The following is a 25,575-nucleotide window of genomic DNA, read 5'->3' as shown; positions in this document are numbered from 1 at the left end:
ATGTCCAGAAGTTTTAGGCCGACCGTTGCAGGCTCCGGCACATTATGGCAGATAGAGTGCCATAAGATTTGCAAGTGCCGGGCGCAAGGAGCAAACATGTCGATATCGTCCGTAATTCCCGCCCATTGCGAGCAGAGCCCATGTCATTGAAAACAGCCTTTGTTTCACGCGTCGCGGAACGGCTTACGGGCGAGGAGCGGCTGCAGAAGAAGCGCGCCGAGGTCGAACGCGACCGACGCGCCCGCAAGCTGCCGCACATCGTCGAATACTTCCATCAGGCCGATGATCCCTATTCACACCTCGCTGCCCAGGTTCTCGGACAGCTTGTCGAGCGATATGATATCGAGCTGCGGCTCAATCGCGTTGGCGCACCACCGGACTGGGCTGCCCCGGAACGCGAGCGCCTCGAAGCCTACGCAATCATCGATGCCGAACGCCTCGCTCGCAAGGCCGACCTCGAAACCGGTGAGCACGGCCTGCCGACAACGCCAACCGATGTGCGCACCGGCATCGGCGATGCAAGACGCGAAGCCCTCGGCCACTATCTCGGCGCCATGTTCTACTATGGCGGCGAATGGTATTGGGGCATCGACCGCCTTCACTATCTGGAAGCACGCCTCACCGAACTCGGGGCCCGTCGTCCGGGCCACGGAACCGGGCCAATCTATGCCCCGCCTGTTGTCCCGGCCCATCCGACCGGCAATACCCCGACGGGCTACACACACTTCGACTTCTACCTGTCATTTCGGAGCCCCTACACTTACGCCGCCGCGAAACGCGCCAAGGCCCTCGCCAATGCCTATGGCACAGAGCTGAAACTGCGCTTTGTCCTGCCCATGGTCATGCGCGGCCTGCCGGTTCCCAAGATGAAGAGCCGCTACATCACACAGGACACGGCCCGCGAAGCCCACCGGCTTGGCATCCCCTTCGGTCGCATCGCTGACCCTGTCGGGCGCCCCGTGGAACGCGGCTACTCACTGATACCATGGGCGCGAGAACAGGGACTCGGTTTTGAATTCTGCCACGCCTTTCTCGAAGGCGTCTGGTCGCGCGGAATAGATGCAGGCTCCGACAAGGGCATGCAGAAAATCGTCGAAACCGCAGGGCTCGACTGGGCTCAAGCGCGCGACGTCATCGACAATGATGACTGGCGCGCCGAGGCGGAAGCCAACCGGGCCGAGATGATGGATCTCGGCATTTGGGGCGTCCCGAGCTTCCGTGCAGGCAATATTATTACGTGGGGCCAGGACCGGCTCTGGGTGATCGAAGACGAATTGAGGCAGCCGGAGAGCTGACCCTAAAGGGAGGAATACCGATGCAGGTTACCAATGAAGTGCTGCCAACGGATCCGGCGCGGATCATGGCCATGATGGAGAAAGGGCCAGATGGTCCGATCTTCATGGTCAACCTGCTGAAGTTCAAGGCCAGGGCGGAGTATGAGGACGGTCGCGCCACCGATCTTTCCGGTCGCGATGCCTACATGATCTATGGCCGAGCCGTGACGGACCTGCTGCCCAAGTTTGGCGGACGGGGCCTGTTTGCTGGCGACGTGACTTTCCTGGCTCTTGGTCAGGTCGAGGAGCTCTGGGACGAGATTGCCATCGCCATGTATCCTGACCGCGCCAGCATGGTCCGCATGTCCATGTCCGATGAATGGCGGGAGATATCCGTTCATCGCGCGGCAGGCCTGAAGGGCCAGCTCAATATCGAGACCGTCGCCCCGCAGAACGGCACGGACTCTCCCTTCCTCGCCATGTTGGCCGCCGGCAATGGGGCCGCATCATGAAATGGTTCATTCGTATCAGTGCCGGCCTCGCCGGACTTGTTCTCATCGCCTTTGTCGGATTCCAGGTCTTCAAGACGCAGATCGCCATGGCCGCGTTCAAGCAGGCCGTCGGGGAGAATGTCGGGCGCGATGCAAGCAAAACGCTACCCGACGGCCTGCATGTCTTCGTCTGCGGTGCGGGAACGCCCATGCCCGACCCGATGCGTGCCGGACCCTGCCTTGCCGTTCTCGCCGGCAAACGTGCATTCGTTTTTGATGCCGGCTCAGGTGGTTCTCGTAATCTGAACCGCATGGGCTTCCCGCTCGGAAAAACCGAGCGCGCCTACCTGACCCATCTTCACTCCGACCATATGGACGGCCTGGGCGAACTGCTGATGCAGGTCTGGGTGAATGGCGGGCGCGATGAGCCCCTTTCCGTGTCGGGCCCGCGCGGCGTCGATGAAGTCGTTGATGGCTTCAATGCCGCCTATCGTATCGACGGCACGTTCCGCACGGCGCACCATGGATTGGACATCGCAAACCCTGCGGGACGCGGCGGCGTAGGCGAAACCATTACCCTGCCGGCAGGTCCTGGGTCTCAGGCGGTAGTGCTCGACGAGGATGGCCTGAAGATCACCGCCTTCGCCGTCAGCCATGCCCCTGTCGAGCCTGCTTTCGGATACCGCATCGATTATAAGGGCCGCTCCGTGGCCTTTAGCGGCGATACGATCTACAGCCCGAATCTCGTCGGGGCCTCAAAGGGCGTCGACATCCTCTTCCATGAGGCGCTCGACCCGGAAATGGTGGGCATCATGCATGAAGCCGCCGTGGCCAACGATGTGCAGGGCATCCCGCAGATCCTGGATGATATCCTCACCTATCATGCCACGCCGTCAGATGCAGCGCGCTCTGCCACCGAAGCCGGCGCTCGGCAGCTGGTCTTCTATCATACGATCCCGCCGCTTCCGTCGCACCTTCTCAACGCGCTTTTCGTCCGGGACGCAAAAAACATCTTCAAGGGAAAAATAACTGTCTCGGAAGACGGCATGGTGTTCAGTCTGCCAGTTGACAGTGACGCGATCACACAACACGACGGCTTCAAATGAGCACACCAAAAGTCACGCCCTTCCCGGCCCCGCAATCCACCGAGGATTCCTCTGACGGGCGCCGCCTTCGCAGCGAGCGTAGCCGCAGCCAGATCATCGACGCCCTCTTCGGTCTCATCCGCGAAGGCGACATGAACCCGAGCGCGGCGCGGGTCGCCGAACGGGCCGCCGTCGGTCAGCGCACCGTGTTCCGGCACTTTGAGGATATGGACAGCCTGTTCGGCGAAATGGCAGAGCAGATACAGACGGAAGTCATGCCGATCGTCCTCGCGCCCTATGCCTCAAGTGACTGGCGGGAACGGCTGAGCGAACTCGTCAAGCGGCGGTCGGATGTCTTCGAGCGGATATTTCCCGTGCGGGTGTCGGCCAACCTGCGGCGGTTCCAGTCCCGCTTCCTGATGGATGAATACCGGCGTGGCATCATGTTCGAGCGCCAGACCCTGAAAGCCATCCTTCCTACGGAAATTCTCGCTGATGCCCCGCTGCTGGATGCCCTCGATGTTGCGACCGGCTTTCATACCTGGCGCCGCATGCGACAGGACCAGAACCTCTCGCAGCAAGACGCGACGAGCGTGATGATGCTGATGGTCGAGCGCCTGATCCGGGTATGATCGGGCGCGCTCCGCTGCTCGTGATCTTCCTCACTGCAGCCTGCGGCGGGGATAAACCGGCCACGACGTCCGAAGTGACCTGCGGGCTCCCCCCATCATCCATCGGCCAATTTGTGGACGTTCCCGGCGGGAGCTTCACCAAGGGCGCCAGTCCCGTCTACAATGAAGAGGCGCCGACACTTGCCCTTCATGTCGCCCCCTTTGCCCTTCAGGTACACGAGGTCACCAATGACCAGTTTGCCGCTTTCGTGGCCGCCACGGGCTATGTCACAGACGCCGAGAAAAGTGCAGCCTCCGGCGGGCCTGAAGCCGGGTCCGCTGTATTCGACCTACCCGATGGCGCATCGGCGCGCATAGACCCATGGCGACTCGTGCCAGGAGCCACATGGAGATCCCCTGCCGGCCCAGGCTCCTCCCTCACGGACAAAGGCGCCTGGCCGGTCGTACATGTGTCAGAGCACGATGCCGCCGCCTATGCCAGCTGGGCGGACGGACGTTTGCCGACGGAAGTCGAGTGGGAATATGCGGCGACCCGCGGCCTGCCTGATACGATGGACTCCACATCAGGCGCCTATAACGGCGAAGGTCACCCGGTCGCCAATACGTGGCAGGGTATCTTCCCCATCGCGAATACGCAGGCCGACGGCTTTGCCGGCGCTGCGCCTGTCGGTTGTTTCCCACCAGACAAGGCCGGTCTCTATGACATGATTGGCAATGTCTGGGAGTGGACCGACACGCCCTATGCCGCCGGATCCCATACGCTCAAGGGCGGCTCTTATCTCTGCGCCGACAATTTCTGCCGCCGCTACCGCCCCGCCGCGCGGCAGCCGCAGGATACGGATTTCTCATCCATCCATATCGGCTTCCGCATCGCGAAAGACATTCCGCCCGCAACCGAATGATCGATCAGTTCGGCCACCACACATATTCGTCGCCCGGCTCAACCCTGTCCGCTTCGGTCTTGTCGATCGCAATGGGCGATTCAATCGTATACGGATAGAGCGGCGCAACGGCGCCGGAATGGTGCTTGTCGAGCAGACCCTGCAACTCCGCCAGCTTGTCAGCGCGCGTCTCCGCGAGATTGGTCTGCTCAGTCGGATCGTTTGCAAGATCGAACAGCCAGTTCTTCTTCTGGCGCCCGTCGACCTGCAGTTTCCAGTCGCCCGCCCGCACAACATGATAATAGCCGCTCTGCCAGAACAGGGCGTCATCAGGGTGTGAAATCGTGCCCGTCCCGGTCGCTACGGGCAGCATGTCCCGTCCATCGATCTCCACGCCTTCCGGCAGGCTCGCGCCCGCCGCGGCCGCCAGCGTCGGCATGACATCAATATGCGCCACAGGGGTGTCGACCTGCGTACCCGCAGCAATCCTCGCAGGCCACTTCAGGAACATCGGTACACGGATACCGCCTTCAAACAGCGTGATCTTCCAGCCGCGATAGGGCTGGTTGATTTCAGGCAGGCCGATATAGCCAGCCCCGCCATTATCGCTTGAAAACACAATGATCGTATTGTCCGAGAGGCCCTCTTCTTCCAGCTTCGCCGTTATCTCGCCGACGCTACGGTCGAGCGCGTGCAACATGGCCGCATAGACGCGCAGCCGCTCTGGCTCGATATCGCCCACGGCCTCATAGTCTTCCTTCGTCGCCTGCAGCGGCGTGTGTACGCCCCAGTGCGCTAGATACAGGAAAAAGGACCGATTCTTGTTGGCCTCGATCACTTTCAGGCTTTCGTCGGTCCAGTAATCCGTCAGGTAGCCGCCCGGCTCAAACCAGTCACCCATGTTGAACGAGGCTGCAAACTGCATCCGGGCCCAGAGGAATTTATCGATCGGGTCAAAGTCGAGCTTCGCGTTCACCACATCGGGGTCGTCTTCCGGCAAGAAAAGACCGCTCGCCATCAGCAGGCTTTCGTCAAAGCCCTGCGCGTTCGGATTTGATTCCGCGCTGCGCCCCAGATGCCATTTGCCGATATGAACCGTGTGATAGCCCTTGTCCTTCAGTGCTTCAGCAATCGTCACTTCCTTGCCCGGCAAGCCCATTTCCGCAAAGGGCACCGCGTCATCCGCGCCGTCGCGATTATAGTCGACAGCCGGCAACGCGCCGCGATCCATGTCATTGGCAAACATGGAAACGATCCGGCCCATGCCGGGTGGCGTCGGCGTAAACTCGAATCCCGTCCGTGTCGGATAGCGACCCGTCATCAGCATCGCGCGGGAAGGCGCACAGGTGCCATTGCCCGCATAAGCCTGCGTGAACAGCGCGCCATCGGCGGCCAGCTTGTCGATGTTCGGTGTCGGCACGCGGCCACCGGCGACCCCGCCACCAAACGTGCTGAGGTCATTGATGCCAAGATCATCGACAAGGATGAAGATGATGTTCGGTGGGCGCTCTGCCGCCGTCTCGCTCGCCACCGCCGGTCCCTGGTCCCAGTCGATCGCCCTATTCGGCGCAACATCCGTCCGGCCCGTATGCGTCGCCACATAAAGGATGATCGCCTTCTTGTTCAGGAAGGCGACCCCGCCTGCCACCACGACAATAGCCAGCGCGCCAAGAACCAGTTTCTTCCACATGTAATCAGCCTCTCAGGACGCGTTCATGAATGCGATAATCTCGCGGGCGAACGCGTCAGGCGCGTCTTCCTGCAGGAAATGTCCACCGCCCTCTATCGTCACATTCTTGACGCCCGGTATCCGCGCCATAAACGGCGCTTCGCCGCCCTTGGTCACAGGGTCACCATCGCTGAACGCGGTCAACACCGGCTTTCCGCATGTTTCCAGCACTTTCCAGGCCGCATCATTCTTGATCCGTTCGTCCTTGTGCTGCGGCAGCAGGGGAACGAGCGCCGGAAACTTCCGTGCCCCGGCAATGAAGCTGTCATCCGGAAATGGCGCACAGTAGCCATCCAGCACATCCTCATCCGAGATGTCCGACAGCAGCCCGAAAACATCGCGCACCGAAAAGTCCGGCGACTCGCTCGCATACTTCACCCAGTAAAGAAACGCGCCCGGCCCGCCATTACGGAACTGTTCGCCCACCATCGCCGCATCCGGCACAGGTACCATGGCAAACATCTGCGCCATCATGGCCGACACGTCATCCGTCAGCATGCTTGTTCCCGGCAGGCCCGTATTGGCAATCACCAGCCGGTCGAACCGGTCCTGGTTGTCGCCGAACACACGCAGGCCAATCAGCCCGCCCCAGTCCTGGCAGACAAGCGTGAGCCCGTTCAGGTCGAGCCCTCTCAGCAACTGGTTCATCCAGTCGACATGGGCCGAATAGGTATAGTCATCCATCGCCGCCGGCTTGTCCGACTTGCCAAAGCCGACAAGGTCCGGCGCGATCACGCGATACCCGGCCGCCGTCAGGAGCGGGATCATCTTGCGGTAAAGGTAAGACCAGGACGGCTCGCCATGCATGCAGAGCAATATCGGCGCGTCGCGCGGCCCCTCATCCAGGTAATGCACGCGCAGCTCGGTCCCGTCCTCTACCTTCACGACATGATAATGCGCCGCAAAGGCATAGTCCTTCAGCCCGTCGAAACACGCTTCAGGTGTCCGTAATACCTCCACCTCGTAACCTCCCGTTTTTTCTAGACGTATTCTATTGGCACGATTACTGTCAATAGATTGACTTGCCCTTGAGTGAGGCCCGATAGGGCCTGTACAATTCACGCTGAGGCATGTTCTAAGTTCATCAAACGGGCCATTCCGAAGGCCTGCGCTGGGAGGCAAACATGATCTGGTTGGCACGGGTGGGCGTTACGCTCGCCGGATTATTTTCACTCGCCATGGGCCTGCTCTTCTGGGCCAGCCCCGAGAAAGCTGGCGCCGTACTAGGCCTTGCCAGCCTTGATCCACTCGGCACCAATTCACTGCGCGCAGGCCTTGCCGCCTTCTTCCTGGTGAACTTCATCGCCTGCGCCCTCGCGCTCTTTCGCGGCAAGGCGCACTGGCTCTACGGCTCGGCGCTTGTCTTCGGCCTCGCCGTATTCGGTCGCTTCATTGGTATTGTTGTCGATGGCCCACCTGCAGGCATCGTCCAGCCGGTCGTGATCGAGCTGGTGCTTGTCGCGCTTCTCGTCTTCGGCGCGCGCCAGCTCGGCAAGCCGCGCGTCTAGGCGACAGCTTCTTCGGCGAACCAGTTGGCAAGGCCCGCCTGTTCGGCCTCTGTCAGGTGCAGGCGCAGCTTGCTGCGTCGCCAGAGGATGTCGTCTGCCGTTTTCGCAAACTCGGCGTCGATCAGATAGCGCACTTCGGCCTCGTACAGGCCGCCGCCGAAATGCCGGCCAAGGCTCACCATGGTCTTGGCATCACCGATGACGCGGTCCATCCGCGTGCCATAGGCCCGCGCCAGACGCCGTAGCAGGCGCTGCTCCATCCAGGCATTTCGGAGTGAAGCCCCGCGCAGGAAATCCTCGAAATCCGCCTGCGGAATATCGCCGCCCGGCAGGCTCGCTGATTTGGTCCACACCTTTCCCATGCCAGGAAAATCAGGGCCAAGCTCTTTCAGCGCATGTTCGGCGAGTTCCCGGAACGTCGTGATCTTGCCACCAAACACGGAGAGGATGGGTGCGCCACCTTCCCGGTCGCAATTCAGCACATAATCCCGCGTCACCTTGGACGCATTCGCCGCGTGATCATCATAGAGGGGCCGCACACCCGAATAGGTCGCGACCACATCGCTCGGCTTGATCTCGCGCTTGTAATATTCGCTGGCGCCAGCGCAGAGATAATCGATCTCGTCCTGGCTGATCTCAACCTTGTCCTTGTTGGCCTCATAGGGAACGTCGGTCGTGCCGATCAGCGTGAATTCACCGCGCTCATAGGGGATGGCAAACATGATGCGGCCGTCGCCATTCTGGAAAAAATAGGCGTGCTCGCCCTCATGCCAGCGCCGCACGATAATGTGGCTGCCCTTCACGAGTCGCAGATGCGTCTGGTTTGCGCCCGGTTCGGCCAGCCCAAGCACTTCATCCACCCAGCCGCCCGCCGCATTGACCACCGCGCGTGCCATGACCGTTTTCACGCCGTCCGGACCTTTAAGCGTCGCTTCCCAATGGTCGGCATGGCGCACAAGAGCGACACAGGCCGTGCGCGTCAGCACTTCAGCGCCGCGCTCAACCGCATCGACGGCGTTCAGAACAACGAGGCGCGAATCTTCCACCCAGCAATCGGAATATTCGAAAGCCAGCCGGAATTCATCCTTGAGCGGGTCCAGCCGATTCGTTTTCCTCCGCCGCAAGGTCTTTGTCGGCGGCAGCATTTTCCGCCCACCAAGATGGTCATAGATGAAGAGGCCCAGCCGGATCAGCCAGGCGGGCCGCAAATCCTTGTCATAGGGCAGCACGAACCGCATCGGCCAGATGATGTGCGGGGCCGCGCGCAGCAGGATTTCCCGCTCGATCAGCGCCTTGCGCACCAGCGCAAAATCATACTGTTCAAGATAACGCAGCCCACCATGGATCAGTTTCGTGCTTGCCGAGCTTGTATGCGCCGCAAGGTCGTCTTTCTCACACAGGACAACACTCAGGCCGCGCCCGGCCGCGTCGCGCGCAATGCCAACACCATTAATGCCGCCACCAATGACCAGGAGATCGTGCACCGTCCCGGCCTAGCCCTTCATCAATCCGCCCGCCTTGAGCAGCTTGCCGGCGCGGATCACCCGTTGCAGCTTGTGCTCAGACGACCGGTCGCCCTTGTTCGAATCCGGGTGGAAGCGACGAATGTATTCGGCATAGCGCGCGCGGATTTCCGCCGGCGTGGCACTGGCCTCAAGGTCCAGTTCATTCAGCGCGCGCACTTGCAGCGCCGAGCGACGTCCCGAACCACTGCCGCCACCTTCGGCATTCGCCGTATCATCCACATTGAAGAAGCCCCGGCCAGCCCACGTGCGCGGGTCATGGCTGGTCTTGGCTTTCTTCCCGGCCATCGGGCCAGTGCCGAATTTCCAGGTCCGCTTGTGACCAAACCGTTCCGACCGCGCGAACGAGGCCGCTTCGGCTTCCGACATGCCCTCAAAGAAATTGAAGGCGCGGTTATATTCGGTGATGTGTTGCTGGCAGAAGTATACCTTGCCCTTGCCACCTCGCTTGGGTGCCGGGAAGGCGCCCTCGAGTTCGCATTCGGGATGTTCGCACACGCGGGTCTTGCGGGCACGGGCCTTTGACGTCTCCTCGGCCGGAGGCTTCACCCGTATATCGGTGAACTTTACGCGGTAGCTGAATGGGTCTGAATCTGACATAGCGGGCCATAATATGGAGTCGAAGGTAAATATGCCACAACCAAGTGACAGAACATCGCGGATTCGTGACCTTTTGACAGAGGCTTTTGAGCCTTTGCACCTAAAAATCACTGATGACAGCGCCAGACATGCCGGTCATGCGGGCGCTGCACCCGGCGGAGAGACGCATTTTAACGTCGAAATCACGTCTGCCGCCTTTGAAGGCCTGTCCCGGGTCCAGATCCAGCGCGCCGTCATGATGGTGCTCCAGACCGAATTCGACACAGGTCTACATGCACTCTCCTTACAGGCGAAAATGCCATAATTCATCTTTGTTAACACCTCAGGGAACCGCATTTGGAGTCAATCGTTACATTCTCGAACCGTCGAGGAGTACGGGTGATGTTATTGAAACGAATTGTTCTAGGTACGGCCTTCATCATGGCAGCTGGAATGGCTTCCGCCGAGACACCGCGTGGTGATCTCGACATGCCACTTCTTCACCAGATCCAAGCAACTGTCTGCGCCGGTAGCAGCGAGATCGTGTTTGTTCCGGTGTCGACCGACTACGAGTCTTATCGCACGACCTATGCAGTTATATCGATGAATGACCCTGACCCTGACTCGGCCAGCATCGTCTCTGAACGCGAAAAGATGTGGCTGAACGTCAATGGCTGCAACGAACTGAACAATGATCCGATCTACGCCTCGGATGATTCAGCTGACTCAGCCGGTTTCAATTTCTGATATATTAAGTCCCGTCACCTGATTGCGCTGACGTCTCAATATATTGAATTTATAGCCGTGGAAGACAAAGCTCTGTCCCGGTTCGGGGATTGTCTGCGCCTCGTGAATGACGAGTCCGGCAACAGTCACAGCTTCTTCATCCGGCAGGTCCCAGCCTGTCGCCCGGTTCAGATCGCGGATCGGCACCCAGCCATCGACATTCACCGTGCCATCTGGCTGCGGGCGCACGCCCTGAACCGCGACATCATGCTCGTCATGGATCGACCCGACGATTTCCTCCAGAATATCCTCAAGCGTGATCAGGCCCTGCAACTCGCCATATTCATCGACAACCAGCGCGAAATGGCTGCGTTTTGACAGGAAAAGGTCCAGCTGGTCCTGCACGGGCGTCGTTTCCGGCACGAACCATGGCTTGCGAAGAATGCTTTCCAGGTCGAGCGAGGAGAGGTCCCCGCCCAGCGGCAGCGCAGCCCGCAACAGGTCTTTCGCGTGCAGAATGCCAACAATCTCTTCTTTTTCACCGCGATAAAGCGGCAGTCGCGTATGCGGGCTCGCCAGTGCCTTCATGACAATCTGGCGCGGCTCCATGTCGGCATTCAGCATCTTGATATTGCGCCGGTGGATCATCACGTCCTCGACCGTCAAATCCTTCAGGTCCAGCGCGCCAACGAGACGCAGCCGGTCCGCCGCATTCACGGCCCCCTCAGAGGCATGCAGGTCGATAGCGCCCCGGATTTCCTCTTCGGCTGACAGCGCATCGGCCGGCGTTGCGAGACCGAGGATCTTCAGCGTCGTCATCACGATCAACTGGATCAGCTGCACGATCCACGACACCGCCAGCACAAGAATGCCGATCGGGCGCGCCACAGCCATCGCCATCGAATCTGTCCGGGTGATGGCATAAGTCTTTGGCAGCACCTCGGAAAAGACCAGCACGAGCACCGTCATCACGCCGGTAGCGGCAACCAGCGCCAGGCCACCCTGCCCGAAAAGCAACGTAAATAGCGATGTCGCCAGGACAGAGGCGAGAATATTGACGAGGTTATTGCCCAGCAGGATCGAGCCGATCAGGCGCTCCCGATCGGCGATCAGCCGGTTCACCGCCGCTGCGCGCTTGTCACCCTCTTTCTCAAGCTGGTGCATGCGTGCACGCGATGCCGCCGTCAGCGCCGTTTCCGAACCGGAAAAGAAGCCCGACATGCCAAGCAGAACCACAATGGCAAGAATATATCCGATAATCATAATGTCACGAGCAGGAAGCTATTCCTCACGCCTTTTCCAGTTCCCCCGCCAGGAAGGCGGCAACAGACGCGAGATCCGCGTTCGAGTGAATATAGGATTGTCCGATGCCGCGCGCCAGAATTAGTGGAACGCGCCCGCCCCGGGCCTTTTTGTCCTGCTGCATCAGATCGGCAAGCTGGCTGGCCTCATAGGGCCCGCCGGGCATATGCGCCAATTCGACAGGCAGGCCGGATGCGCCAATCACGCGGGCCACTTTCGCCGCAACATCTGGCGCCGTAATGCCCTCGGCCGCGCCATAACGGAACGCCAGAACCATCCCCAGCGCCACCGCCTCGCCATGCAACACGTCAGGCCGGTATTCATTTGCGGCTTCAACCGCATGGCCAAATGTATGGCCAAGGTTCAGCAGCGCCCGAACGCCGCCCTCGGTCTCGTCCTCGGCAACAATCGCCGCCTTGGCCCGGCACGAGGTCGCGACAGCCTGCTGGATCGCGTACGGCTTCAGTGCCAGCACATCCGCGCCATTGCCTTCCAGCCAGTCAAAAAAGGCCGGATCATTGATCAGTCCGTATTTCAGCACTTCGGCATAGCCCGCGCGCAATTCCCGCGCCGGAAGGCTCGCCAACAAGGCCGTATCGGCAATCACCAGACGCGGCTGGTAAAACGCGCCAATCATGTTCTTGCCGCGCGGAGTGTTCACCGCCGTCTTGCCGCCCACCGAGCTGTCCACTTGCGACAGCAGGGTCGTCGGCACCTGCACAAAACCCATGCCGCGCTTCATCAGGCTGGCCGCAAGCCCGGCAATATCGCCGATGACGCCGCCGCCGAAGGCCACCAGCACATCGCTGCGATCCGCACCCGTGCTCAGCAGCCAGTCGAGGATATGCTCAAGGTTCGAGAAGGATTTCGACCGCTCACCCGGCACCAGCGACAGCACATGCGTGCGGATGCCCACGGGCTTCAGCGCCGCCTCCAGCGCGCCCATATGCAGGTTCGACACGGTCTCATCCGTCAATACGAACACGCGCGGTTGCTTCAGGATCGGCGTCAGCCGGGCACCAAGCATGGACAGCGCACCATGGCCCACCACGATGTCATAGCTGCGCGCGCCAAGGCTGACGCGAACGATTTCCGCAGCTGGAAGTGTCTCGCTCATGCCGGTTTCCATGTTTTCAGGGCCTTCAGGATAGCATTCACCGTCGAGCCGTGCGGCCCCTCCTTGCTGTGGACGACCAGATCGGCCTGCGCATAGATCGGCTCACGCTCTGTGAACAGGTTCTGCAGCACAGCCTTGGCATCCGGGCGCTTCAGCAGGGGCCGCGTATTCTTCTTCTGCACCCGGCGCCACAGCGTTTCGAGGTCGGCATTCAGCCAGATCGTCACGGCCTTCTCACGCAACAGCGCCCGCGTCTCTTCATTCATATAGGCGCCGCCGCCGGTCGCCAGCACATGCGGCGCCTCGCCCAGCAGGCGTTCCAGCACTTTCTGCTCGCCCCGGCGAAAGTCAGCCTCGCCATGCATCGCGAAGATATCGGCCACGGAGAGGCCCGCAGCCTTCTCGATCTCATGGTCGCTATCAAAGAACTGACGCCCCAACTTCTCGGCCAGCCGCCGTCCGACGGTCGATTTGCCCGCCCCCATCAGGCCCACAAGCGCAATCGTCCGGGACTCATAGGCAGGCACCGGATCAGATATTTGTGCAGGACTGTCGCTATCAGCGGGCATTGCAGGCTTTCATTCACTATTCAGGACAATTCCTATAGAGACGAGACAGTGTGAGCAATCGGTCAACGGCCGATGCCAAAGTGAATCAGGCCCTGGGGTGTAAAACTTATGCGCAAATATCTTATCATTCTCGGCATTCTGGTCGTTCTGGGCCTTGTCGGCATCTGGTGGCTCGGCACGCAGGCCGAAAAGAACAAGCCGACCGATGGCGAAGTGCGCATGGAGGTAGAGGGTGTCCTCTAAGGTATTGCCGGCGCTTTTCGCCGGCGCCGCACTCTTCTGCCTGTCTGCAAGCGCGCAGTTCGAGGAATCCGGCCTCGCCATGGTCGACCCCTGGGGCATGGGCTTCCTTGAAGCGGGCGAACCAGCCCTGCCTGCCTCCCTCTGGAAGGCTTCCGACACATCCACCCTCCTGCCCATGATGCAGGATGTGCGCACGCAAGGCCTGACGCCCGGCGAGCGCACCCTGATGCGCCGCATGGCGCTTTCGCCTGCCAATGCGCCGCAAGGCACCGAATCGCCTGCGCTCCTGGCTGAACGCGCGCGCATCATGTTCGAGCTCGGCGAAGCCCGCGCTACCGCCGCCCTCATGGCGCGCCTCGACACGCCGCCGCCCGGCATGGACAGCGACGAAATCGCAACCGACCTCAACCTCGCCCTTGGCAACGAAGCGCAAGCCTGCAGCACCGACAGTGGCAAGCCCCGCGACGGCGCCTATTGGGCCATGCTGCGCGCCGTCTGCGCCGCGCTGCGTGACAATACAGCTGGCGCTGAACTCGCCATCGAGATGGCGACCAGCCAGGGTGTCGACGACAAATGGCTCACCTCCGCCGTCTTCGCCGCCTCAGGCGACCTGCCGAACCCACCCGAAGCCCGGTACGATAGCGGCATTGCGCTCGCCATCTCCTCGAAGGCCGGGCTCACGCCACCTGACCAACCTCTCTCCACCACACGGCCAGACCTTGCCGCTGCCATGGTCGCCCGCCCCGGTCTTCCTGCGCCCGTGCGCGCCGAAGCCGCTGCAATTGCCGCCGAAGCCGGCCTCATCGACACATCCGACTGGCGCAAAGTGCTCGATACACTCTTCGCGGAGCCTGATTTCGAACCGAAATCAAAGCTCGAAATGGCCATCGCCACCGTGCGCAATACCGAGATGCCCGAAGACGGCCGCGCCGATGCCGTCGCCACCGCGCTGACCGAAGCCACGGCCAACCCAGCCCGTTTTGCCGCGGTCTCGAAAGTCCTCCTGCCCGAGATTCAGGCCCTCAGCCTCACCAAAGAGACCGCGAAGCACGCCAACCTCTTCGCCCATGCCAGTATCGCCGCCCGCGATTTCGAAGGCGCCACCCTCTGGACTCTTGTGCCCGACATTGACGGCGCCCCGGAAACCCGCGCCGTCGACTTTGCCATGATCGACGCCCTTGGCGTTCTGGCTGGCAATGGCGACGCGCAGGAAATTGGCACCCGCCTCGTGACAGAATCCACCTCAAAGGCCGACCGCAAGGCCGCCGCCCGCCTCTTCGCCCTCTGGACAATGGCCGATATCACGCCCCCGCCCTCTGCCCGCGCCCTGATGGCGTCAGACAGCGAGGCCCCCGGCAAGACAGACAAGCCCGGCGCTGTCGTCGCCATTCTTGCTGCCGCTGAAGCTGGCGCCGCAGGTGAAGCCATCCTCGGCACCGTCGCCCTGACAGGCGGCGACCCGTCGGAACTCGATGTCGCTGATCTCACTCTGATGGGCCGCGCCCTCGTTGCCATTGGCGCGCAGGATGCCGCCGCCGAACTCGCGCTCGAGGCAACCGGCTATTGGAAAACCGGCAAATAGGTCCTTATCCGCCAAGGCCTTCAAACAAGAGGGTCGAGACATAGCGTTCGGCAAAGGACGGGATGATCACCACGATCGTCTTGCCTGCCATATCCTCCCGCTTGGCCACTTCCAGTCCTGCCGTCAGCGCCGCGCCGGAAGAAATGCCGACCGGAATGCCCTCTGTTCGCGCCACGCGCCGCGCCGTCGCGATCGCATCCTCATTCGAGACTTTCACGATCCCGTCGATCAGGCTCGTATCCATATTGCCCGGAATGAACCCGGCTCCGATGCCCTGAATCATATGCGGTCCAGGTTCGCCGCCTGACATGACAGGGCTCGCTTCCGGCTCCACCGCAAACATCTTCACGCTCGGCTTCTTCGCTTTCAGCACACGCGCATTGCCCGTGAACGTGCCGCCCGTGCCGACACCGGCAATCACGGCATCGACCGCACCGCCCGTATCGCGCCAGATCTCTTCAGCTGTCGTCGCCTCATGGATCGCGGGATTGGCCGGATTGTCGAACTGGCTCGGCATCACCGAACCCGGAATCTGCTCCAACAATTCATGCGCCTTCTCGAACGTACCCTTGATGCCCTTCTCCTTGGGCGTGAGATGGAGTTCAGCGCCAAGGATCGCCAGCATCTTGCGCCGCTCGATCGACATGGATTCCGGCATGGTGAGGATCAGGCGATAGCCACGCGCTGCCGCAACCATGGCCAAGCCAATGCCCGTATTGCCCGACGTCGGCTCGATCAGCACAGCGCCCGGGCCGATAATCCCGTCCTTCTCCATCTGCGTGATCATGCCCACGGCGATACGGTCTTTCACGCTGGCCAGCGGGTTGAAGAATTCGAGCTTCAGCAGGAGGGTGCTTTTCAGCCCCTCTTCTTCAGACAGACGCGGTACACGCACGATCGGCGTATTGCCCACCGTTTCCAGTATCGAGCCATAAATCCGGCCGCGCCCCGGCGCGTCCAGTGCCAGTCCATTATAATCGATCGTCCCACCCATCATTATCTCCTGTTCTTGTGCGCGCCTGCCCGGCTGACCGTCGGACGGCATAGAGGCGTCATTAACACAGGCGCTCTATTCTTGTCCCATGTCAGACCGCGACCGTATCGAAGCCTTTCTCGAAATGATGAGCGCCGAACGCGGCGCAGCGGCCAACACGCTGGACGCCTATGCGCGCGATCTCAGCGACGCGTCTGAATTCTGCGGCGGCCACCTCACCACCGCATCTGGCCAGGACCTCGCCGCCTGGCAAGCCGATCTCTCGGCGCGCGGCATGGCCGCCTCCACTTCCGCCCGCAAACTCTCCGCCGCCCGGCGCTTCTTTCGCTTCCTCTTCGAGGAAGGCGACCGAAAGGACGACCCGACCGCCAAGATCGATGGCCCCAAGACGACACGCGACGTGCCCGATGTCCTCTCTCGCGAGGAACTGAAGCGCCTGATCGACGCCTGCGGCGAAGACCTTCGCCTCAAATGCCTCGTCGAACTGCTCTATGGCGCAGGCCTGCGCGCCTCCGAACTCGTCTCGCTCACCCTTGGCAGTCTGCCCCGCCGCAAGGGCGCGCGCTGGGTGACGCAGGACATCATCATTCGCGGCAAAGGCGGCAAGGAACGCCTGTGTCCTCTGGGCGGCCCGGCGCTACTGGCGCTCTCGGAATGGCTCGCCGTCCGCGAAGACAGCCTGCCTGAAGGCAGCCTCGCCCGTGGCCGCGCGGAACCCTTCCTCTTCCCCTCGCGCGGCAAGGAGGGCCACCTCACCCGCCGCCGCCTCGGCCAGTTGCTCGATGATCTCGCCCTCGCGGCAGGCATCAACGCAGCCAAAGTCCACCCCCACGCCCTGCGCCACGCCTACGCGACACACCTCCTGCAGGGCGGCGCAGACCTTCGCAGCGTGCAAACCCTGCTCGGCCACGCCGACATCGCGACGACCCAAATCTACACGCACGTCCTTACCGATGAGCTCGCCGAATTGCTCGAAACCAGCCATCCGCTCGCGCGGCGCTGACCATCCTGATAAAATCCATTGCGATTCCCCCACGCCGCGCCAATATCTGTCGAAATAACCGGAGTCCGATCATGAACCGCTTCTTCAAAGCCCTTGTGCCCACCATCCTTCTCGCCGAACTGGCCGTGATTACGTCAGCGACGGCCGTCTGGGCGCTCATGTCGGAACTCCATGCGGGCAAATACTTGATCATGGGTGCTGAAGTGGTGGACATGGTCGGCGCGGCCTTCCTCGCCGCCGTTATCTTCCGCCTCGCATGGCGTGCCGAAGGCCGCATGAGCGCGGAAGTGCCGGTCACCACTGAGTAGGCTTCCGGCCTCTCACACATGAAAAAGCCCGCCTGCATCGCTGCAAGCGGGCTTTTTATTGAAATCTGTCGGATTAGGCGACAGCCGAACCTTCACGCGAGTTGACCCAGAAAGCGTGGATCACGCCGGGCAACCAGCCGATCAGCGTCAGCACGATGTTGATCAGGAATTGCACGCCGATACCCTGTTTCACGGCCACTGCGACGGGTGGCAGGAAGATGGTTAGAAGGATCATCACGAGGGACATTGGTATTTCCTTTGGCTTGTGTTCACCCAATCAATGGCCGAGGTGCGGCTTTGTTCCGGTTTGACGCGTCGCAGCATCGGCCTTAGGCATCGGTCGCCTGAGGAGACGATCATGAGCCAGAAAACACCGCGCAACTTTTTCAAGCCACTCGCCATTGGCGCCCCCGAACCCCTGCGGGACCTGCCCGTAAAGATCGAACGGATGATCCATTTCGTCCCGCCACACCTCGACAAGGTGCGCGCCAAGGTGCCGGACATGGCCCCCAAGGTCGACGTTATCCTCGCCAACCTCGAAGATGCGATCCCTGCTGATGCCAAGGACGCGGCCCGCGCCGGTGCCATCGAGATGGCCAACATGTATGACTGGCAAGGCAAGGGCACAGGCTTCTGGAGCCGCGTGAACCCCCTGAACTCCCCCTGGTTCCAGGACGATGTCTCCGAACTGGTCCTCAAGGCCGGCCACCAGCTCGATGTCATCATGCTGCCCAAGGTCGAAGGCCCGTGGGACATCCATTTCGCTGACCAATATGTCGCCCAGCTCGAAGCCAAGGCCGGTCTCACCCGCCCCATCCTCTTCCACGCCATCCTCGAAACCGCGCAGGGCATGTCGCTTGTCGAGGAAATCGCCCTCGCCAGCCCGCGCATGCAGGGCATCAGCCTCGGCCCGGCCGACCTCGCGGCCGACCGCAAGATGAAGACAACCCGCGTCGGCGGCGGCCATCCCTTCTACCGCGTGCTTGAAGACCCGCATGCAGATGGCAGTGAACGCGCCAGCGTCCAGCAGGATCTCTGGCACTACACGATTGCCCGCATGGTCGACGCCTGCCGCATGGCCGGCATCAATGCCTTCTACGGCCCGTTTGGCGATATTTCCGATGGCGACGCCTGCGAGCAGCAGTTCCGCAATGCCTTCCTCCTCGGTTGCGCGGGCGCATGGAGCCTTCATCCGAACCAGATCGATATTGCCAAGCGCGTGTTCAGCCCCGACCCGGACGAAGTCAAATTCGCCCGCCGCATCCTCGAAGCCATGCCCGACGGTACAGGCGTCGCCATGCTCGACGGCAAGATGCAGGACGACGCGACCTGGAAACAGGCCAAGGTCATCGCCGACCTTGCGGATCTCGTCGCCACCAAGGACCCGGAACGCGCAGCCGCCTATAACGATTGATTTCCGGCTTTTGCGCTGCGCCAGCCGTGCTAGGCTGGTGCGGCGGGATTCTCCCGTAAGTCCTCGGGAGGGACACGCGCATGAAATCCATAATCGCCGCATCGCTCGCATTCGCCGCCTTCGCGCTGCCTGCCCTCGCTGACGAGGTCTGGTCCACGCCCGTAGGCGACGTGATCTACGAAGACGACCTGACAACCGGCGAGGCGGTCCTCTCCTTCCCCACCGGCGACCCCGAAATCCGCAGCATGGCCTATTTCACCGGCATGGCCGGCGTCTTCACGGGCCGCACCTATTTCGAAGGCGTCTGGACCGAACCGGAAGTCGGCGATGCCTGCGCCGTTGCCATTGCCGACCCCAGGACCGGCGAGCCACGCCATAATTGGGGCCGCATCCAGATCGTCTTCACAGAGCCCGATTTTCCGGGCGGCTGGGTCGCCATGCGCGGCAGCTGTTTCGACACGCCCGACCAATTCCTTGTGGGCAAGCCGGTGACCGCGCAATAGGCTGCGCTTTATAAACGCCGCAGGAGGAAACACATGGCAGAACATCTCGTCCCCACCAAAGGCTACACGCCCTATCTCCAGCGCTGGTTCGACTGGATGGACGGCGACCATTCCGCCGCAGGCCTCTCCGGCCAGCTTGCCGAACATGTCGTGTTCCGCAGCCCGGTCGTCCACACCCCGCAGGAAGGCAAGGCCATCACCATGTCCTACCTGCTCGCCGCAGGCGAAACGCTGGGCGGCGACACGTTCCGCTACACACGCGTTTTCGATTGCAATGACATGGCCGTGCTCGAGTTCGAATGCGTCATGGACGGTATCAACGTCAACGGCGTCGACATGATCGAATGGGATGACCAGGGCAAGATCACAGACTTCAAGGTCATGGTCCGTCCCCTGAAGGCCATCCAGACCGTGCATGCTGCGATGGGCGCCATGCTCGCGAAGATGAAAGCAGGTGCATGATCACTGAGCCGCCCACGCTCATTACCGAGCGTCTTGTCCTCCGCGCCCAGCAGGCAAGTGATTTCGACGAATGCGTCGCCATGTGGAACGACGCCGAAGTTGTTCGTCATATTGGCGGCACAACACGCCCGGCGCAGGACGTCTGGTTCACCCTCGCCCGCTCGCGCGGCATGTGGCCCCTGCTCGGCTACGGCTTCTGGATTGTCGAAGAAAGAGCGACCGGCACATTTCTTGGTGAAGCCGGATTTGCTGACTTCAAGCGCGGCATGACGCCCGACATGTCGGCCATGCCGGAAGCCGGATGGGCCTTCAACCGTGCCGCCTGGGGCAAGGGATATGGCAGCGAGGCGGTCGGCGCAATCCATGACTGGCTCGATGAATTCCGGCCCGGCCCGGCCGGCTGCATCATCGACGATGGCAATCTCGCCTCGCGACGTGTCGCGGAAAAATGCGGCTATGAATTCTGGTGCGAAGCGCTCTACCGCGACCATCCCATCAATGTTTTCCGCCGCGAAGGCCCGGCCACCTAGCTGACCTTGCGGGTATCCAGCGGCTGCGGATTGGCCCGGAACGCCCGCAGGAAATCAAGGAAAGCCCCGTGTGGCAGGCCGGGACTATAGAGGAAGCCCTGCCCCATCGTGCAGCCGCGACGGCGCAGGAAATCTGCCTGCCGCTCGGTTTCCACACCTTCTGCCACCGTCTGCAGGCCGAGCGTCTCGGCCATGGCAAGGATCATTTCCACAATCGCAGGCGCCTGCTTGTCGCCTTCAAGTGCCGACACGAACTGGCGGTCGATCTTGAACACGTCGAACGGCAATTGCGTCAGCATCGAGAGGTTCGAGTGGCCGGTGCCGAAATCGTCGATCGCCAGCTTCATGCCCATCATGCGCAGCGGCCCCATCACCTCGGCCACCTTGGCGGGGCTCTCCACGGCCATGCTCTCGGTAATCTCCAGCTCCAGCCGGTTCGGGTGCAGGCCCGTGCGCTTCAGCACATCCATAACCGTATCCGTCAAATTGCCGCGCTCGAACTGGCGCGGCGACACGTTGACGGCAACTGAAACATCCAGCCCTTCCTTCATCCACACACGGGCAGACTGACAGGCGGCTTCGAGTATCTGTTCGCCAATCTGGCTTATCAGACCCGTTTCCTCCGCCAGCGGAATGAATGCCGCCGGGGAAATGATTTTTCCATTGTGACGCCGCCACCGCGCCAGCGCCTCGGCGCCGACAACCTTGCCGGTCTTGAAATCGACCTTGGGCTGGAACACCGCCTTGAACTCGCGATTGGCGACCGCTTCGCGCAGCTCGTCCTCCAGCTTGTACTTGCCGCGCGCCACCCGCGTCAGGCGCGGCGTGAAGAAACGGAAGCCGGACGTCGCCTCTTCGCGCACAAGGCGCAGCGCCAGTTCGGCATGCCGGAACAGTTTCTGCGCGCTGTCGGCATCCTCGGGCGCCATCACGATGCCGCCGGAAATGCCAAGGCTCACCGTCTGGCCATTCAGCTCGAAAGGCGCCGCAAAGGCCTGGCGTATGGCCCGGGCAATCGTTGCCACATGTTCGCGGCTGCCGGCCGTCGGCATGTAAACCGCAAACTCATCCGCCTGCAGCGCAGCCAGTGTCGCATCCCGCAGAGCAGCGCCAGCGGGCCCGGCGATACCGGCCAGTTCGTCCTTAAGGCGCTGACCGGCCTGCGCCAGCAGCGCTTCGCTCGCGTAGGAGCCCAATTGTTCCGAGGCCCGGCTGAACCGGTCGAGATCGAGCACGATCAGCGCGGCCGGCGCCTCGAAGCTCGCCTGCGGCAATGTCTCGGAAATCGCCTTGTCGATCGCGATCATGTTGGCGAGGCCCGTGCGCGGATCGATGAAGGCCGTCTCGCGCAGGAGCGCATTCTCGCGGCGCAGCTTGCTCACCGTGCGCGTCACACCGGCGCGCAACCGGCGCAGCTCGGCAAACTGCATGCTCTCCAGGTCTGTCGCCCCGTCGGCGCGCGCGTCCATGAGAAAGTCATTGAACCTCTCAAGCGAGTTGCGGAATTTGGAGGCTGCCAGATAGGCCGATCCCGCCGCGCCCGCGAGGGCCACAATGATCTCGACAACCAGCACGACCGGCGGGTTTGGCAGGTCCGAAATGTGGACGTCGAGGAAGATCGCGCGATAGGTCAGCTCAATGACCAGCAGCATGAAAAAGATCGCCAGCGCCATGCCCACGGCGGCCAGACTCGCAAAGGCGGGAATGGTCATCGTGCCGAAAAGCCGGCTGAGGAATCTCTTCTTCTTCAAGCGCCGAATCGCCTTCTTGCGTCCAGATGGAACCGGTACAAATCGGACATTCTGTGAATATGTTTAGAAATCAGTGAACAAAGTGCGCTAGGTGTCGTGTTTACAGCGCACTATATGGTTCCTCATGATTAAGCACCGCAAAGCCACCGTCGACCGCAAGACCAAGGAAACCGATATTTCGGTGACCCTCGATCTTGATGGCACCGGCCAATCCGATATCGACACCGGTATCGGATTCTTCGATCACATGCTCGAAAGCTTCTCCAAGCATTCCGCCATCGACCTGAAAGTCCGCTGCAAGGGCGACCTGCACATCGACATGCACCATTCCGTTGAGGATACGGGCATCGTCATCGGTCAGGCCATCCTCAAGGCGCTCGGCGATTTTGCCGGTATCACGCGCTTCGGCCACGCCTACATCCCGATGGATGAGACGCTGAGCCGCGCCAGCCTCGACCTCTGCAAGCGCCCCTACCTGATCTGGAAGGTCAATTTCGTCCGCGACAAGGTGGGCGACATGGACACCGAGCTGTTCAAGGAATTCTTCCACGCGCTCTCAGGCAATGGCGGCATGTGTCTCCATGTCGAGAACCTGTACGGCGAGAACAGCCATCACATCATCGAGAGCTGCTACAAGGCGACCGCCCGCGCATTGCGGACGGCCATTGCAGTAGATGCCAAGCTTGACGGCAAGCCGGCCTCGACAAAGGGCAGCCTCTAGGCGGCTGCCTGCGCCATTTCGACAAGGTTCGCCGGGTAAGGCCGCTCATAGGCGGTAATGCCGAACTGCGCGCGTACCTCTTCCAAGGTGCCCGTCCACACGGATTCCCAGTCGATCGTGATCATCGGCGGCGTATGGCGCCCGTGCACCCAGGCGCTGGTGATCGTGTCCATCAGGATCGGATAGCCAAAACCCGGCCCCTGCGCCGCAATCGTCGCCGTCACGGCCAGGAACTGCGCCGAATAATTGTGCCCGAACTGCGACATCTGGAATGCCGAGATCGCCACTTCATGCAGCGAGGTCGTCTCATAGCCACCCACGAGATGCCACAGGTCATGCGCCTGCAGCATGCGCGTGTTCAGGTAATCCAGTGGCGAGGGCAGTTTGGCCAGGCCAATGGCATCCCGGTCCAGCACTTCCAGATCGAATGAGTTGTCCACGATCACGTGATAGAACAGGCGTCCCACCGAATTCTCCGGGCAGGCGCCGAGTTCTTCAAGATCGAGACGCCGTGGCAGGGGCCATTTGGAAACCTCCTCGACGCCCTCATAGGTGAACGACATCCGCACGACGCGCTCCACGAATTCGGGTGAATGCTCGCCGCCAAGATCCGCCGTGCGCTGTGTCACCGAAAGCGCGTCCAGCTTCCCGACCACACCGTCTTCCACAATGCCCCAATACGTATCCCACAGACCGGCCGACGCGCTCAGCGGCGCCTCGTCCAGTGTCGGGATCGGCGCGGCCTCAACAGGTTCACCGATCCAGCCTTCTGCCAGCGCATCGTAAATCTCGCCAACGCGATCAGGCGCGAGGAAAGCGACATGCGCGAGGCGCGCCGCCAGCGTCATGCGGAGCGCTTCGCTCGCCTCGCCGTTCGCCGCCTTCGCCTCAGCCGCAAGATCTCTGACTTCGCGAGCCGCTGGCACCGTATTCAGTTCGCGCTCGAACAGTTTCCTGTGTGCGTCGGGCATTTGGGTCTCCTCCAGTAACTCTATTGGAATAGAGTTACCATCCGCTCGCAAGGAAATTCAAGTGAATCTTCTCTTCCGCATTGTGTGTCGTGGCGGTAAGAGCGGCCACATGAACCTCGTCGCCCTCATTGATTATGGCTCCGGCAACGTCCATTCAGCTGCCGGCGCGCTGAAGGAAGCCGCCCGCCGCGCCGACCTTGCAATCGAGGTCACGACAACCGCCGACCCTGAAATCATTGCCAAAGCGGCCCGCGTGATCCTGCCCGGCGTCGGCCATTACGCCGATTGCGCGGAAAACCTCCACGCCCGCCCCGGTCTCGTCGAGGCCTTGGAATCCGCGGTCCTCACGCACAAAAAGCCCTTCCTCGGCATCTGCGTTGGTATGCAGCTGCTGGCTGATTTCGGCCTGGAAGATGGCGAAACGCGCGGCCTTGGCTGGATCCACGGCGTGGTCGACCGCATAGAGCCCGGCCCCGGCCATGCGATCCCGCATGTCGGCTGGAACGAGCTTCACATGCCCAACAGCCACCCCCTGCTCGAAGGCCTCGGCCCCGAGCCCCACGCCTATTTCACCCACTCCTACAAGATCAGCCCGGAAGACCCCGCCCATGTCGCCGCGACGACAGACTATGGCGTGCCCTTCGCCAGCGCCGTCGCCCGCGATAATATCTTTGGCACCCAGTTCCACCCCGAAATGAGCCAGCGCGTCGGCCTCCAGCTGCTCGCCAACTTTCTCCAATGGGCCCCATGAGCCCTTATCCTCCCCCGCTGGCGGGGGAGGTGGCCCCGAAGGGGTCGGAGGGGGAAAGGCGCCCCCATCGACCTTTGACGCATGCGCGCCAAAGCCCACTTCCCCCGCAGGCGGGGGAAGAGTAAGAGCCCTGACATGACCTTCACCCTCTACCCCGCTATCGACCTTAAAGACGGCCAGTGCGTGCGCCTCCTGCGCGGCGAAATGGATGCTGCCACCGTCTTCAATGACAGTCCCGCGGACCAGGCCGCTGCCTTCGATTCTGCGGGCTTCACCCATCTTCACGTGGTTGACCTCAACGGCGCCTTTGCCGGCACATCGGCCAATGGCGAGGCCGTGAAGGCCATCCTCAAGGCCACCAATGCCCCGGTCCAGCTCGGCGGCGGCATCCGCACCCGCGCCCAGATCGACGCCTGGCTTGAGGCCGGAATCTCCCGCGTCATCCTCGGCACCGCCGCCCTGCGCGACCCCGAATTGGTCAAAGCCGCCGCCCATGACCTGCCCGGCCGCATCATTGTCGGCATCGACGCCAAGGATGGCATGGTCGCCGTCGAGGGCTGGGCCGAGACCAGCGACATGTCTGCTGTGGAGCTTGCAAAAGCCTTCGAAGGCTGCGGCGTCACCGCCATCATCGCAACAGACATTGGCCGCGACGGCCTGAAGACCGGCGTGAATGTCGACTTCACCTCCACTCTCGCCAATGCCGTCTCGATCCCGATCATCGCCTCGGGCGGCGTGCGCGATGTCGCCGACATCACGGCCCTGCGCGCCGCGCCGGGCACGCCCGTCTCCGGCACCATCCTCGGCCGCGCCCTCTATGACGGCGACATCATCCCCGCAGAGGCCCTCAAAGCCGCGCAATAGCCCGCAACCCAAGCGCCTCACAAAAGCGTGACGCCCTTTCGCAGCCTTTTATATTGTGCACA

30 protein-coding genes are annotated in these 25,575 nt (G+C 61.8%); 19 read left to right on the top strand and 11 right to left on the bottom strand.

Going from position 1 to position 25,575, the window contains the following annotated elements:
- The first annotated feature begins 140 nt into the window (after nt 1-140).
- From V7651_RS10480 to V7651_RS10460, 5 genes are read left to right on the top strand one after another with little or no spacing between them, the layout of a single operon-like run.
- Nucleotides 141-1,295: a DsbA family protein gene (locus V7651_RS10480; protein ID WP_335613174.1), complete on the top strand. Its 1,155-nt coding sequence runs from the start codon at nt 141-143 to the stop codon at nt 1,293-1,295.
- A gap of 20 nt (nt 1,296-1,315) precedes the next feature.
- Nucleotides 1,316-1,786, top strand: a complete 471-nt coding sequence (locus V7651_RS10475; RefSeq protein WP_335613173.1) for a DUF1330 domain-containing protein — start codon at nt 1,316-1,318, stop codon at nt 1,784-1,786.
- The gene (locus tag V7651_RS10470; RefSeq protein ID WP_335613172.1) at nt 1,783-2,871 is read left to right on the top strand and encodes an MBL fold metallo-hydrolase; all 1,089 of its coding nucleotides are present in this window, start codon (nt 1,783-1,785) and stop codon (nt 2,869-2,871) included. The genes V7651_RS10475 and V7651_RS10470 overlap by 4 nt, the downstream gene beginning before the upstream one ends.
- Nucleotides 2,868-3,482 carry a TetR family transcriptional regulator gene (locus V7651_RS10465; protein ID WP_335613171.1) on the top strand — a complete coding sequence of 205 codons (615 nt, stop codon included), beginning with the start codon at nt 2,868-2,870 and terminating at the stop codon, nt 3,480-3,482. The genes V7651_RS10470 and V7651_RS10465 overlap by 4 nt, the downstream gene beginning before the upstream one ends.
- A complete protein-coding gene (locus V7651_RS10460) occupies nt 3,479-4,384 on the top strand; it encodes a formylglycine-generating enzyme family protein (RefSeq protein ID WP_335613170.1) in 906 nt (301 codons plus the stop codon). The genes V7651_RS10465 and V7651_RS10460 overlap by 4 nt, the downstream gene beginning before the upstream one ends.
- 4 nt (nt 4,385-4,388) lie before the next feature.
- Here V7651_RS10460 and V7651_RS10455 read toward each other — a convergent pair whose 3' ends face one another.
- Both V7651_RS10455 and V7651_RS10450 read right to left on the bottom strand, forming a co-directional pair.
- Nucleotides 4,389-6,053: a sulfatase gene (locus tag V7651_RS10455; RefSeq protein ID WP_335613169.1), complete on the bottom strand. Its 1,665-nt coding sequence runs from the start codon at nt 6,051-6,053 to the stop codon at nt 4,389-4,391.
- Between the two features lie 12 nt (nt 6,054-6,065).
- Nucleotides 6,066-7,052: a haloalkane dehalogenase gene (locus tag V7651_RS10450; RefSeq protein ID WP_335613168.1), complete on the bottom strand. Its 987-nt coding sequence runs from the start codon at nt 7,050-7,052 to the stop codon at nt 6,066-6,068.
- A gap of 164 nt (nt 7,053-7,216) precedes the next feature.
- Between V7651_RS10450 and V7651_RS10445 the strand changes: the two genes are divergently transcribed.
- On the top strand, nt 7,217-7,600 hold the full coding sequence (locus tag V7651_RS10445; RefSeq protein WP_335613167.1) for a DUF4345 family protein: 384 nt from the start codon (nt 7,217-7,219) through the stop codon (nt 7,598-7,600).
- Here the strand turns inward: V7651_RS10445 and V7651_RS10440 are convergent.
- Nucleotides 7,597-9,084: a glycerol-3-phosphate dehydrogenase gene (locus V7651_RS10440; protein ID WP_335613166.1), complete on the bottom strand. Its 1,488-nt coding sequence runs from the start codon at nt 9,082-9,084 to the stop codon at nt 7,597-7,599. The two genes, V7651_RS10445 and V7651_RS10440, sit on opposite strands and share 4 nt — an antisense overlap.
- A gap of 9 nt (nt 9,085-9,093) precedes the next feature.
- Complete coding sequence (locus V7651_RS10435) at nt 9,094-9,723, bottom strand: J domain-containing protein (protein ID WP_335590217.1); 630 nt, start codon at nt 9,721-9,723, stop codon at nt 9,094-9,096.
- 13 nt (nt 9,724-9,736) lie between these two features.
- On the opposite strand from V7651_RS10435, the gene V7651_RS10430 reads away from it, so the two are divergent.
- Nucleotides 9,737-10,027 carry a BolA family protein gene (locus V7651_RS10430; RefSeq protein WP_241766910.1) on the top strand — a complete coding sequence of 97 codons (291 nt, stop codon included), beginning with the start codon at nt 9,737-9,739 and terminating at the stop codon, nt 10,025-10,027.
- A gap of 77 nt (nt 10,028-10,104) precedes the next feature.
- The gene (locus tag V7651_RS10425) at nt 10,105-10,449 is read left to right on the top strand and encodes a hypothetical protein (protein WP_156950390.1); all 345 of its coding nucleotides are present in this window, start codon (nt 10,105-10,107) and stop codon (nt 10,447-10,449) included.
- On the opposite strand, the gene V7651_RS10420 is transcribed toward V7651_RS10425, so the two are convergent.
- From V7651_RS10420 to V7651_RS10410, 3 genes are read right to left on the bottom strand one after another with little or no spacing between them, the layout of a single operon-like run.
- On the bottom strand, nt 10,429-11,691 hold the full coding sequence (locus tag V7651_RS10420) for an HlyC/CorC family transporter (protein WP_035536571.1): 1,263 nt from the start codon (nt 11,689-11,691) through the stop codon (nt 10,429-10,431). The genes V7651_RS10425 and V7651_RS10420 overlap by 21 nt on opposite strands.
- A gap of 25 nt (nt 11,692-11,716) precedes the next feature.
- Nucleotides 11,717-12,847, bottom strand: a complete 1,131-nt coding sequence (gene aroB / locus V7651_RS10415) for a 3-dehydroquinate synthase (RefSeq protein WP_335613165.1) — start codon at nt 12,845-12,847, stop codon at nt 11,717-11,719.
- Nucleotides 12,844-13,416, bottom strand: coding sequence for a shikimate kinase (locus V7651_RS10410; RefSeq protein WP_035536570.1), 573 nt, complete (start codon nt 13,414-13,416; stop codon nt 12,844-12,846). Before V7651_RS10410 ends, aroB begins: the two co-directional genes overlap by 4 nt.
- Nucleotides 13,417-13,524: 108 nt before the next feature.
- Between V7651_RS10410 and V7651_RS10405 the strand changes: the two genes are divergently transcribed.
- Together V7651_RS10405 and V7651_RS10400 are read left to right on the top strand one after the other, a co-directional pair.
- Nucleotides 13,525-13,659 (top strand): YdgA family protein, encoded by a 135-nt coding sequence (locus V7651_RS10405; RefSeq protein WP_162174807.1) that lies wholly within the window; start codon nt 13,525-13,527, stop codon nt 13,657-13,659.
- A complete protein-coding gene (locus V7651_RS10400) occupies nt 13,649-15,241 on the top strand; it encodes a hypothetical protein (RefSeq protein WP_335613164.1) in 1,593 nt (530 codons plus the stop codon). The genes V7651_RS10405 and V7651_RS10400 overlap by 11 nt, the downstream gene beginning before the upstream one ends.
- Nucleotides 15,242-15,245: 4 nt before the next feature.
- Here V7651_RS10400 and cysK read toward each other — a convergent pair whose 3' ends face one another.
- Nucleotides 15,246-16,235, bottom strand: coding sequence for a cysteine synthase A (gene cysK, locus V7651_RS10395; RefSeq protein ID WP_418887241.1), 990 nt, complete (start codon nt 16,233-16,235; stop codon nt 15,246-15,248).
- 88 nt (nt 16,236-16,323) lie between these two features.
- Here cysK and V7651_RS10390 point away from each other — a divergent pair, with 88 nt between their 5' ends.
- A complete protein-coding gene (locus V7651_RS10390) occupies nt 16,324-17,238 on the top strand; it encodes a tyrosine recombinase (protein WP_335613162.1) in 915 nt (304 codons plus the stop codon).
- Between the two features lie 71 nt (nt 17,239-17,309).
- The gene (locus tag V7651_RS10385; RefSeq protein WP_335613161.1) at nt 17,310-17,546 is read left to right on the top strand and encodes a hypothetical protein; all 237 of its coding nucleotides are present in this window, start codon (nt 17,310-17,312) and stop codon (nt 17,544-17,546) included.
- A 73-nt stretch (nt 17,547-17,619) separates the two neighbouring features.
- Here V7651_RS10385 and V7651_RS10380 read toward each other — a convergent pair whose 3' ends face one another.
- Entirely contained in the window at nt 17,620-17,793 is a 174-nt protein-coding gene (locus V7651_RS10380) for a YqaE/Pmp3 family membrane protein (protein WP_081812161.1), read from the bottom strand.
- A gap of 111 nt (nt 17,794-17,904) precedes the next feature.
- On the opposite strand from V7651_RS10380, the gene V7651_RS10375 reads away from it, so the two are divergent.
- From V7651_RS10375 to V7651_RS10360, 4 genes are all read left to right on the top strand, one after another.
- Nucleotides 17,905-18,960, top strand: coding sequence for an HpcH/HpaI aldolase/citrate lyase family protein (locus V7651_RS10375; RefSeq protein WP_335613160.1), 1,056 nt, complete (start codon nt 17,905-17,907; stop codon nt 18,958-18,960).
- Between the two features lie 80 nt (nt 18,961-19,040).
- The gene (locus V7651_RS10370; RefSeq protein WP_335613159.1) at nt 19,041-19,463 is read left to right on the top strand and encodes a hypothetical protein; all 423 of its coding nucleotides are present in this window, start codon (nt 19,041-19,043) and stop codon (nt 19,461-19,463) included.
- A gap of 33 nt (nt 19,464-19,496) precedes the next feature.
- A complete protein-coding gene (locus V7651_RS10365; RefSeq protein WP_335613158.1) occupies nt 19,497-19,925 on the top strand; it encodes a nuclear transport factor 2 family protein in 429 nt (142 codons plus the stop codon).
- Nucleotides 19,922-20,455, top strand: coding sequence for a GNAT family N-acetyltransferase (locus V7651_RS10360; RefSeq protein WP_335613157.1), 534 nt, complete (start codon nt 19,922-19,924; stop codon nt 20,453-20,455). Before V7651_RS10365 ends, V7651_RS10360 begins: the two co-directional genes overlap by 4 nt.
- Here V7651_RS10360 and V7651_RS10355 read toward each other — a convergent pair.
- Nucleotides 20,452-22,206, bottom strand: a complete 1,755-nt coding sequence (locus V7651_RS10355) for a putative bifunctional diguanylate cyclase/phosphodiesterase (protein ID WP_335590226.1) — start codon at nt 22,204-22,206, stop codon at nt 20,452-20,454. The two genes, V7651_RS10360 and V7651_RS10355, sit on opposite strands and share 4 nt — an antisense overlap.
- Before the next feature lie 124 nt (nt 22,207-22,330).
- Here V7651_RS10355 and hisB point away from each other — a divergent pair, with 124 nt between their 5' ends.
- On the top strand, nt 22,331-22,927 hold the full coding sequence (gene hisB, locus V7651_RS10350; RefSeq protein ID WP_335590227.1) for an imidazoleglycerol-phosphate dehydratase HisB: 597 nt from the start codon (nt 22,331-22,333) through the stop codon (nt 22,925-22,927).
- On the opposite strand, the gene V7651_RS10345 is transcribed toward hisB, so the two are convergent.
- A complete protein-coding gene (locus V7651_RS10345; protein ID WP_335613156.1) occupies nt 22,924-23,898 on the bottom strand; it encodes a Coq4 family protein in 975 nt (324 codons plus the stop codon). The two genes, hisB and V7651_RS10345, sit on opposite strands and share 4 nt — an antisense overlap.
- 109 nt (nt 23,899-24,007) lie before the next feature.
- On the opposite strand from V7651_RS10345, the gene hisH reads away from it, so the two are divergent.
- Nucleotides 24,008-24,649, top strand: coding sequence for an imidazole glycerol phosphate synthase subunit HisH (gene hisH, locus V7651_RS10340; protein ID WP_335613155.1), 642 nt, complete (start codon nt 24,008-24,010; stop codon nt 24,647-24,649).
- Between the two features lie 135 nt (nt 24,650-24,784).
- Nucleotides 24,785-25,513, top strand: a complete 729-nt coding sequence (gene hisA, locus V7651_RS10335) for a 1-(5-phosphoribosyl)-5-[(5-phosphoribosylamino)methylideneamino]imidazole-4-carboxamide isomerase (protein ID WP_335613154.1) — start codon at nt 24,785-24,787, stop codon at nt 25,511-25,513.
- The last annotated feature ends 62 nt before the right edge of the window (nt 25,514-25,575 follow it).

The organism is Hyphomonas oceanitis (assembly GCF_036964545.1).
GTDB lineage: Bacteria > Pseudomonadota > Alphaproteobacteria > Caulobacterales > Hyphomonadaceae > Hyphomonas > Hyphomonas oceanitis.
The sequence above is the reverse complement of the archived record's forward strand: the minus strand, read 5'-3'. Positions and strand labels throughout refer to the sequence as shown.

Bases quoted from the DNA above. Each gene is read 5' to 3' on its own strand.
- V7651_RS10460 (WP_335613170.1), top strand. From the start codon at position 3,479: ATGATCGGGCGCGCTCCGCTGCTCGTGATCTTCCTCACTGCAGCCTGC.
- V7651_RS10370 (WP_335613159.1), top strand. From the start codon at position 19,041: ATGAAATCCATAATCGCCGCATCGCTCGCATTCGCCGCCTTCGCGCTG.
- V7651_RS10480 (WP_335613174.1), top strand. From the start codon at position 141: ATGTCATTGAAAACAGCCTTTGTTTCACGCGTCGCGGAACGGCTTACG.
- V7651_RS10375 (WP_335613160.1), top strand. From the start codon at position 17,905: ATGAGCCAGAAAACACCGCGCAACTTTTTCAAGCCACTCGCCATTGGC.
- hisB (WP_335590227.1), top strand. From the start codon at position 22,331: ATGATTAAGCACCGCAAAGCCACCGTCGACCGCAAGACCAAGGAAACC.
- V7651_RS10385 (WP_335613161.1), top strand. From the start codon at position 17,310: ATGAACCGCTTCTTCAAAGCCCTTGTGCCCACCATCCTTCTCGCCGAA.
- V7651_RS10420 (WP_035536571.1), bottom strand. From the start codon at position 11,691: ATGATTATCGGATATATTCTTGCCATTGTGGTTCTGCTTGGCATGTCG.
- V7651_RS10380 (WP_081812161.1), bottom strand. From the start codon at position 17,793: ATGTCCCTCGTGATGATCCTTCTAACCATCTTCCTGCCACCCGTCGCA.
- V7651_RS10345 (WP_335613156.1), bottom strand. From the start codon at position 23,898: ATGCCCGACGCACACAGGAAACTGTTCGAGCGCGAACTGAATACGGTG.
- V7651_RS10455 (WP_335613169.1), bottom strand. From the start codon at position 6,053: ATGTGGAAGAAACTGGTTCTTGGCGCGCTGGCTATTGTCGTGGTGGCA.
- V7651_RS10435 (WP_335590217.1), bottom strand. From the start codon at position 9,723: ATGTCAGATTCAGACCCATTCAGCTACCGCGTAAAGTTCACCGATATA.
- V7651_RS10405 (WP_162174807.1), top strand. From the start codon at position 13,525: ATGCGCAAATATCTTATCATTCTCGGCATTCTGGTCGTTCTGGGCCTT.
- V7651_RS10360 (WP_335613157.1), top strand. From the start codon at position 19,922: ATGATCACTGAGCCGCCCACGCTCATTACCGAGCGTCTTGTCCTCCGC.
- V7651_RS10410 (WP_035536570.1), bottom strand. From the start codon at position 13,416: ATGCCCGCTGATAGCGACAGTCCTGCACAAATATCTGATCCGGTGCCT.
- hisA (WP_335613154.1), top strand. From the start codon at position 24,785: ATGACCTTCACCCTCTACCCCGCTATCGACCTTAAAGACGGCCAGTGC.
- V7651_RS10430 (WP_241766910.1), top strand. From the start codon at position 9,737: ATGGAGTCGAAGGTAAATATGCCACAACCAAGTGACAGAACATCGCGG.
- V7651_RS10365 (WP_335613158.1), top strand. From the start codon at position 19,497: ATGGCAGAACATCTCGTCCCCACCAAAGGCTACACGCCCTATCTCCAG.
- V7651_RS10445 (WP_335613167.1), top strand. From the start codon at position 7,217: ATGATCTGGTTGGCACGGGTGGGCGTTACGCTCGCCGGATTATTTTCA.
- aroB (WP_335613165.1), bottom strand. From the start codon at position 12,847: ATGAGCGAGACACTTCCAGCTGCGGAAATCGTTCGCGTCAGCCTTGGC.
- V7651_RS10470 (WP_335613172.1), top strand. From the start codon at position 1,783: ATGAAATGGTTCATTCGTATCAGTGCCGGCCTCGCCGGACTTGTTCTC.
- hisH (WP_335613155.1), top strand. From the start codon at position 24,008: ATGAACCTCGTCGCCCTCATTGATTATGGCTCCGGCAACGTCCATTCA.
- cysK (WP_418887241.1), bottom strand. From the start codon at position 16,235: ATGGGTGGGACGATCGATTATAATGGACTGGCACTGGACGCGCCGGGG.
- V7651_RS10465 (WP_335613171.1), top strand. From the start codon at position 2,868: ATGAGCACACCAAAAGTCACGCCCTTCCCGGCCCCGCAATCCACCGAG.
- V7651_RS10425 (WP_156950390.1), top strand. From the start codon at position 10,105: ATGTTATTGAAACGAATTGTTCTAGGTACGGCCTTCATCATGGCAGCT.
- V7651_RS10390 (WP_335613162.1), top strand. From the start codon at position 16,324: ATGTCAGACCGCGACCGTATCGAAGCCTTTCTCGAAATGATGAGCGCC.
- V7651_RS10475 (WP_335613173.1), top strand. From the start codon at position 1,316: ATGCAGGTTACCAATGAAGTGCTGCCAACGGATCCGGCGCGGATCATG.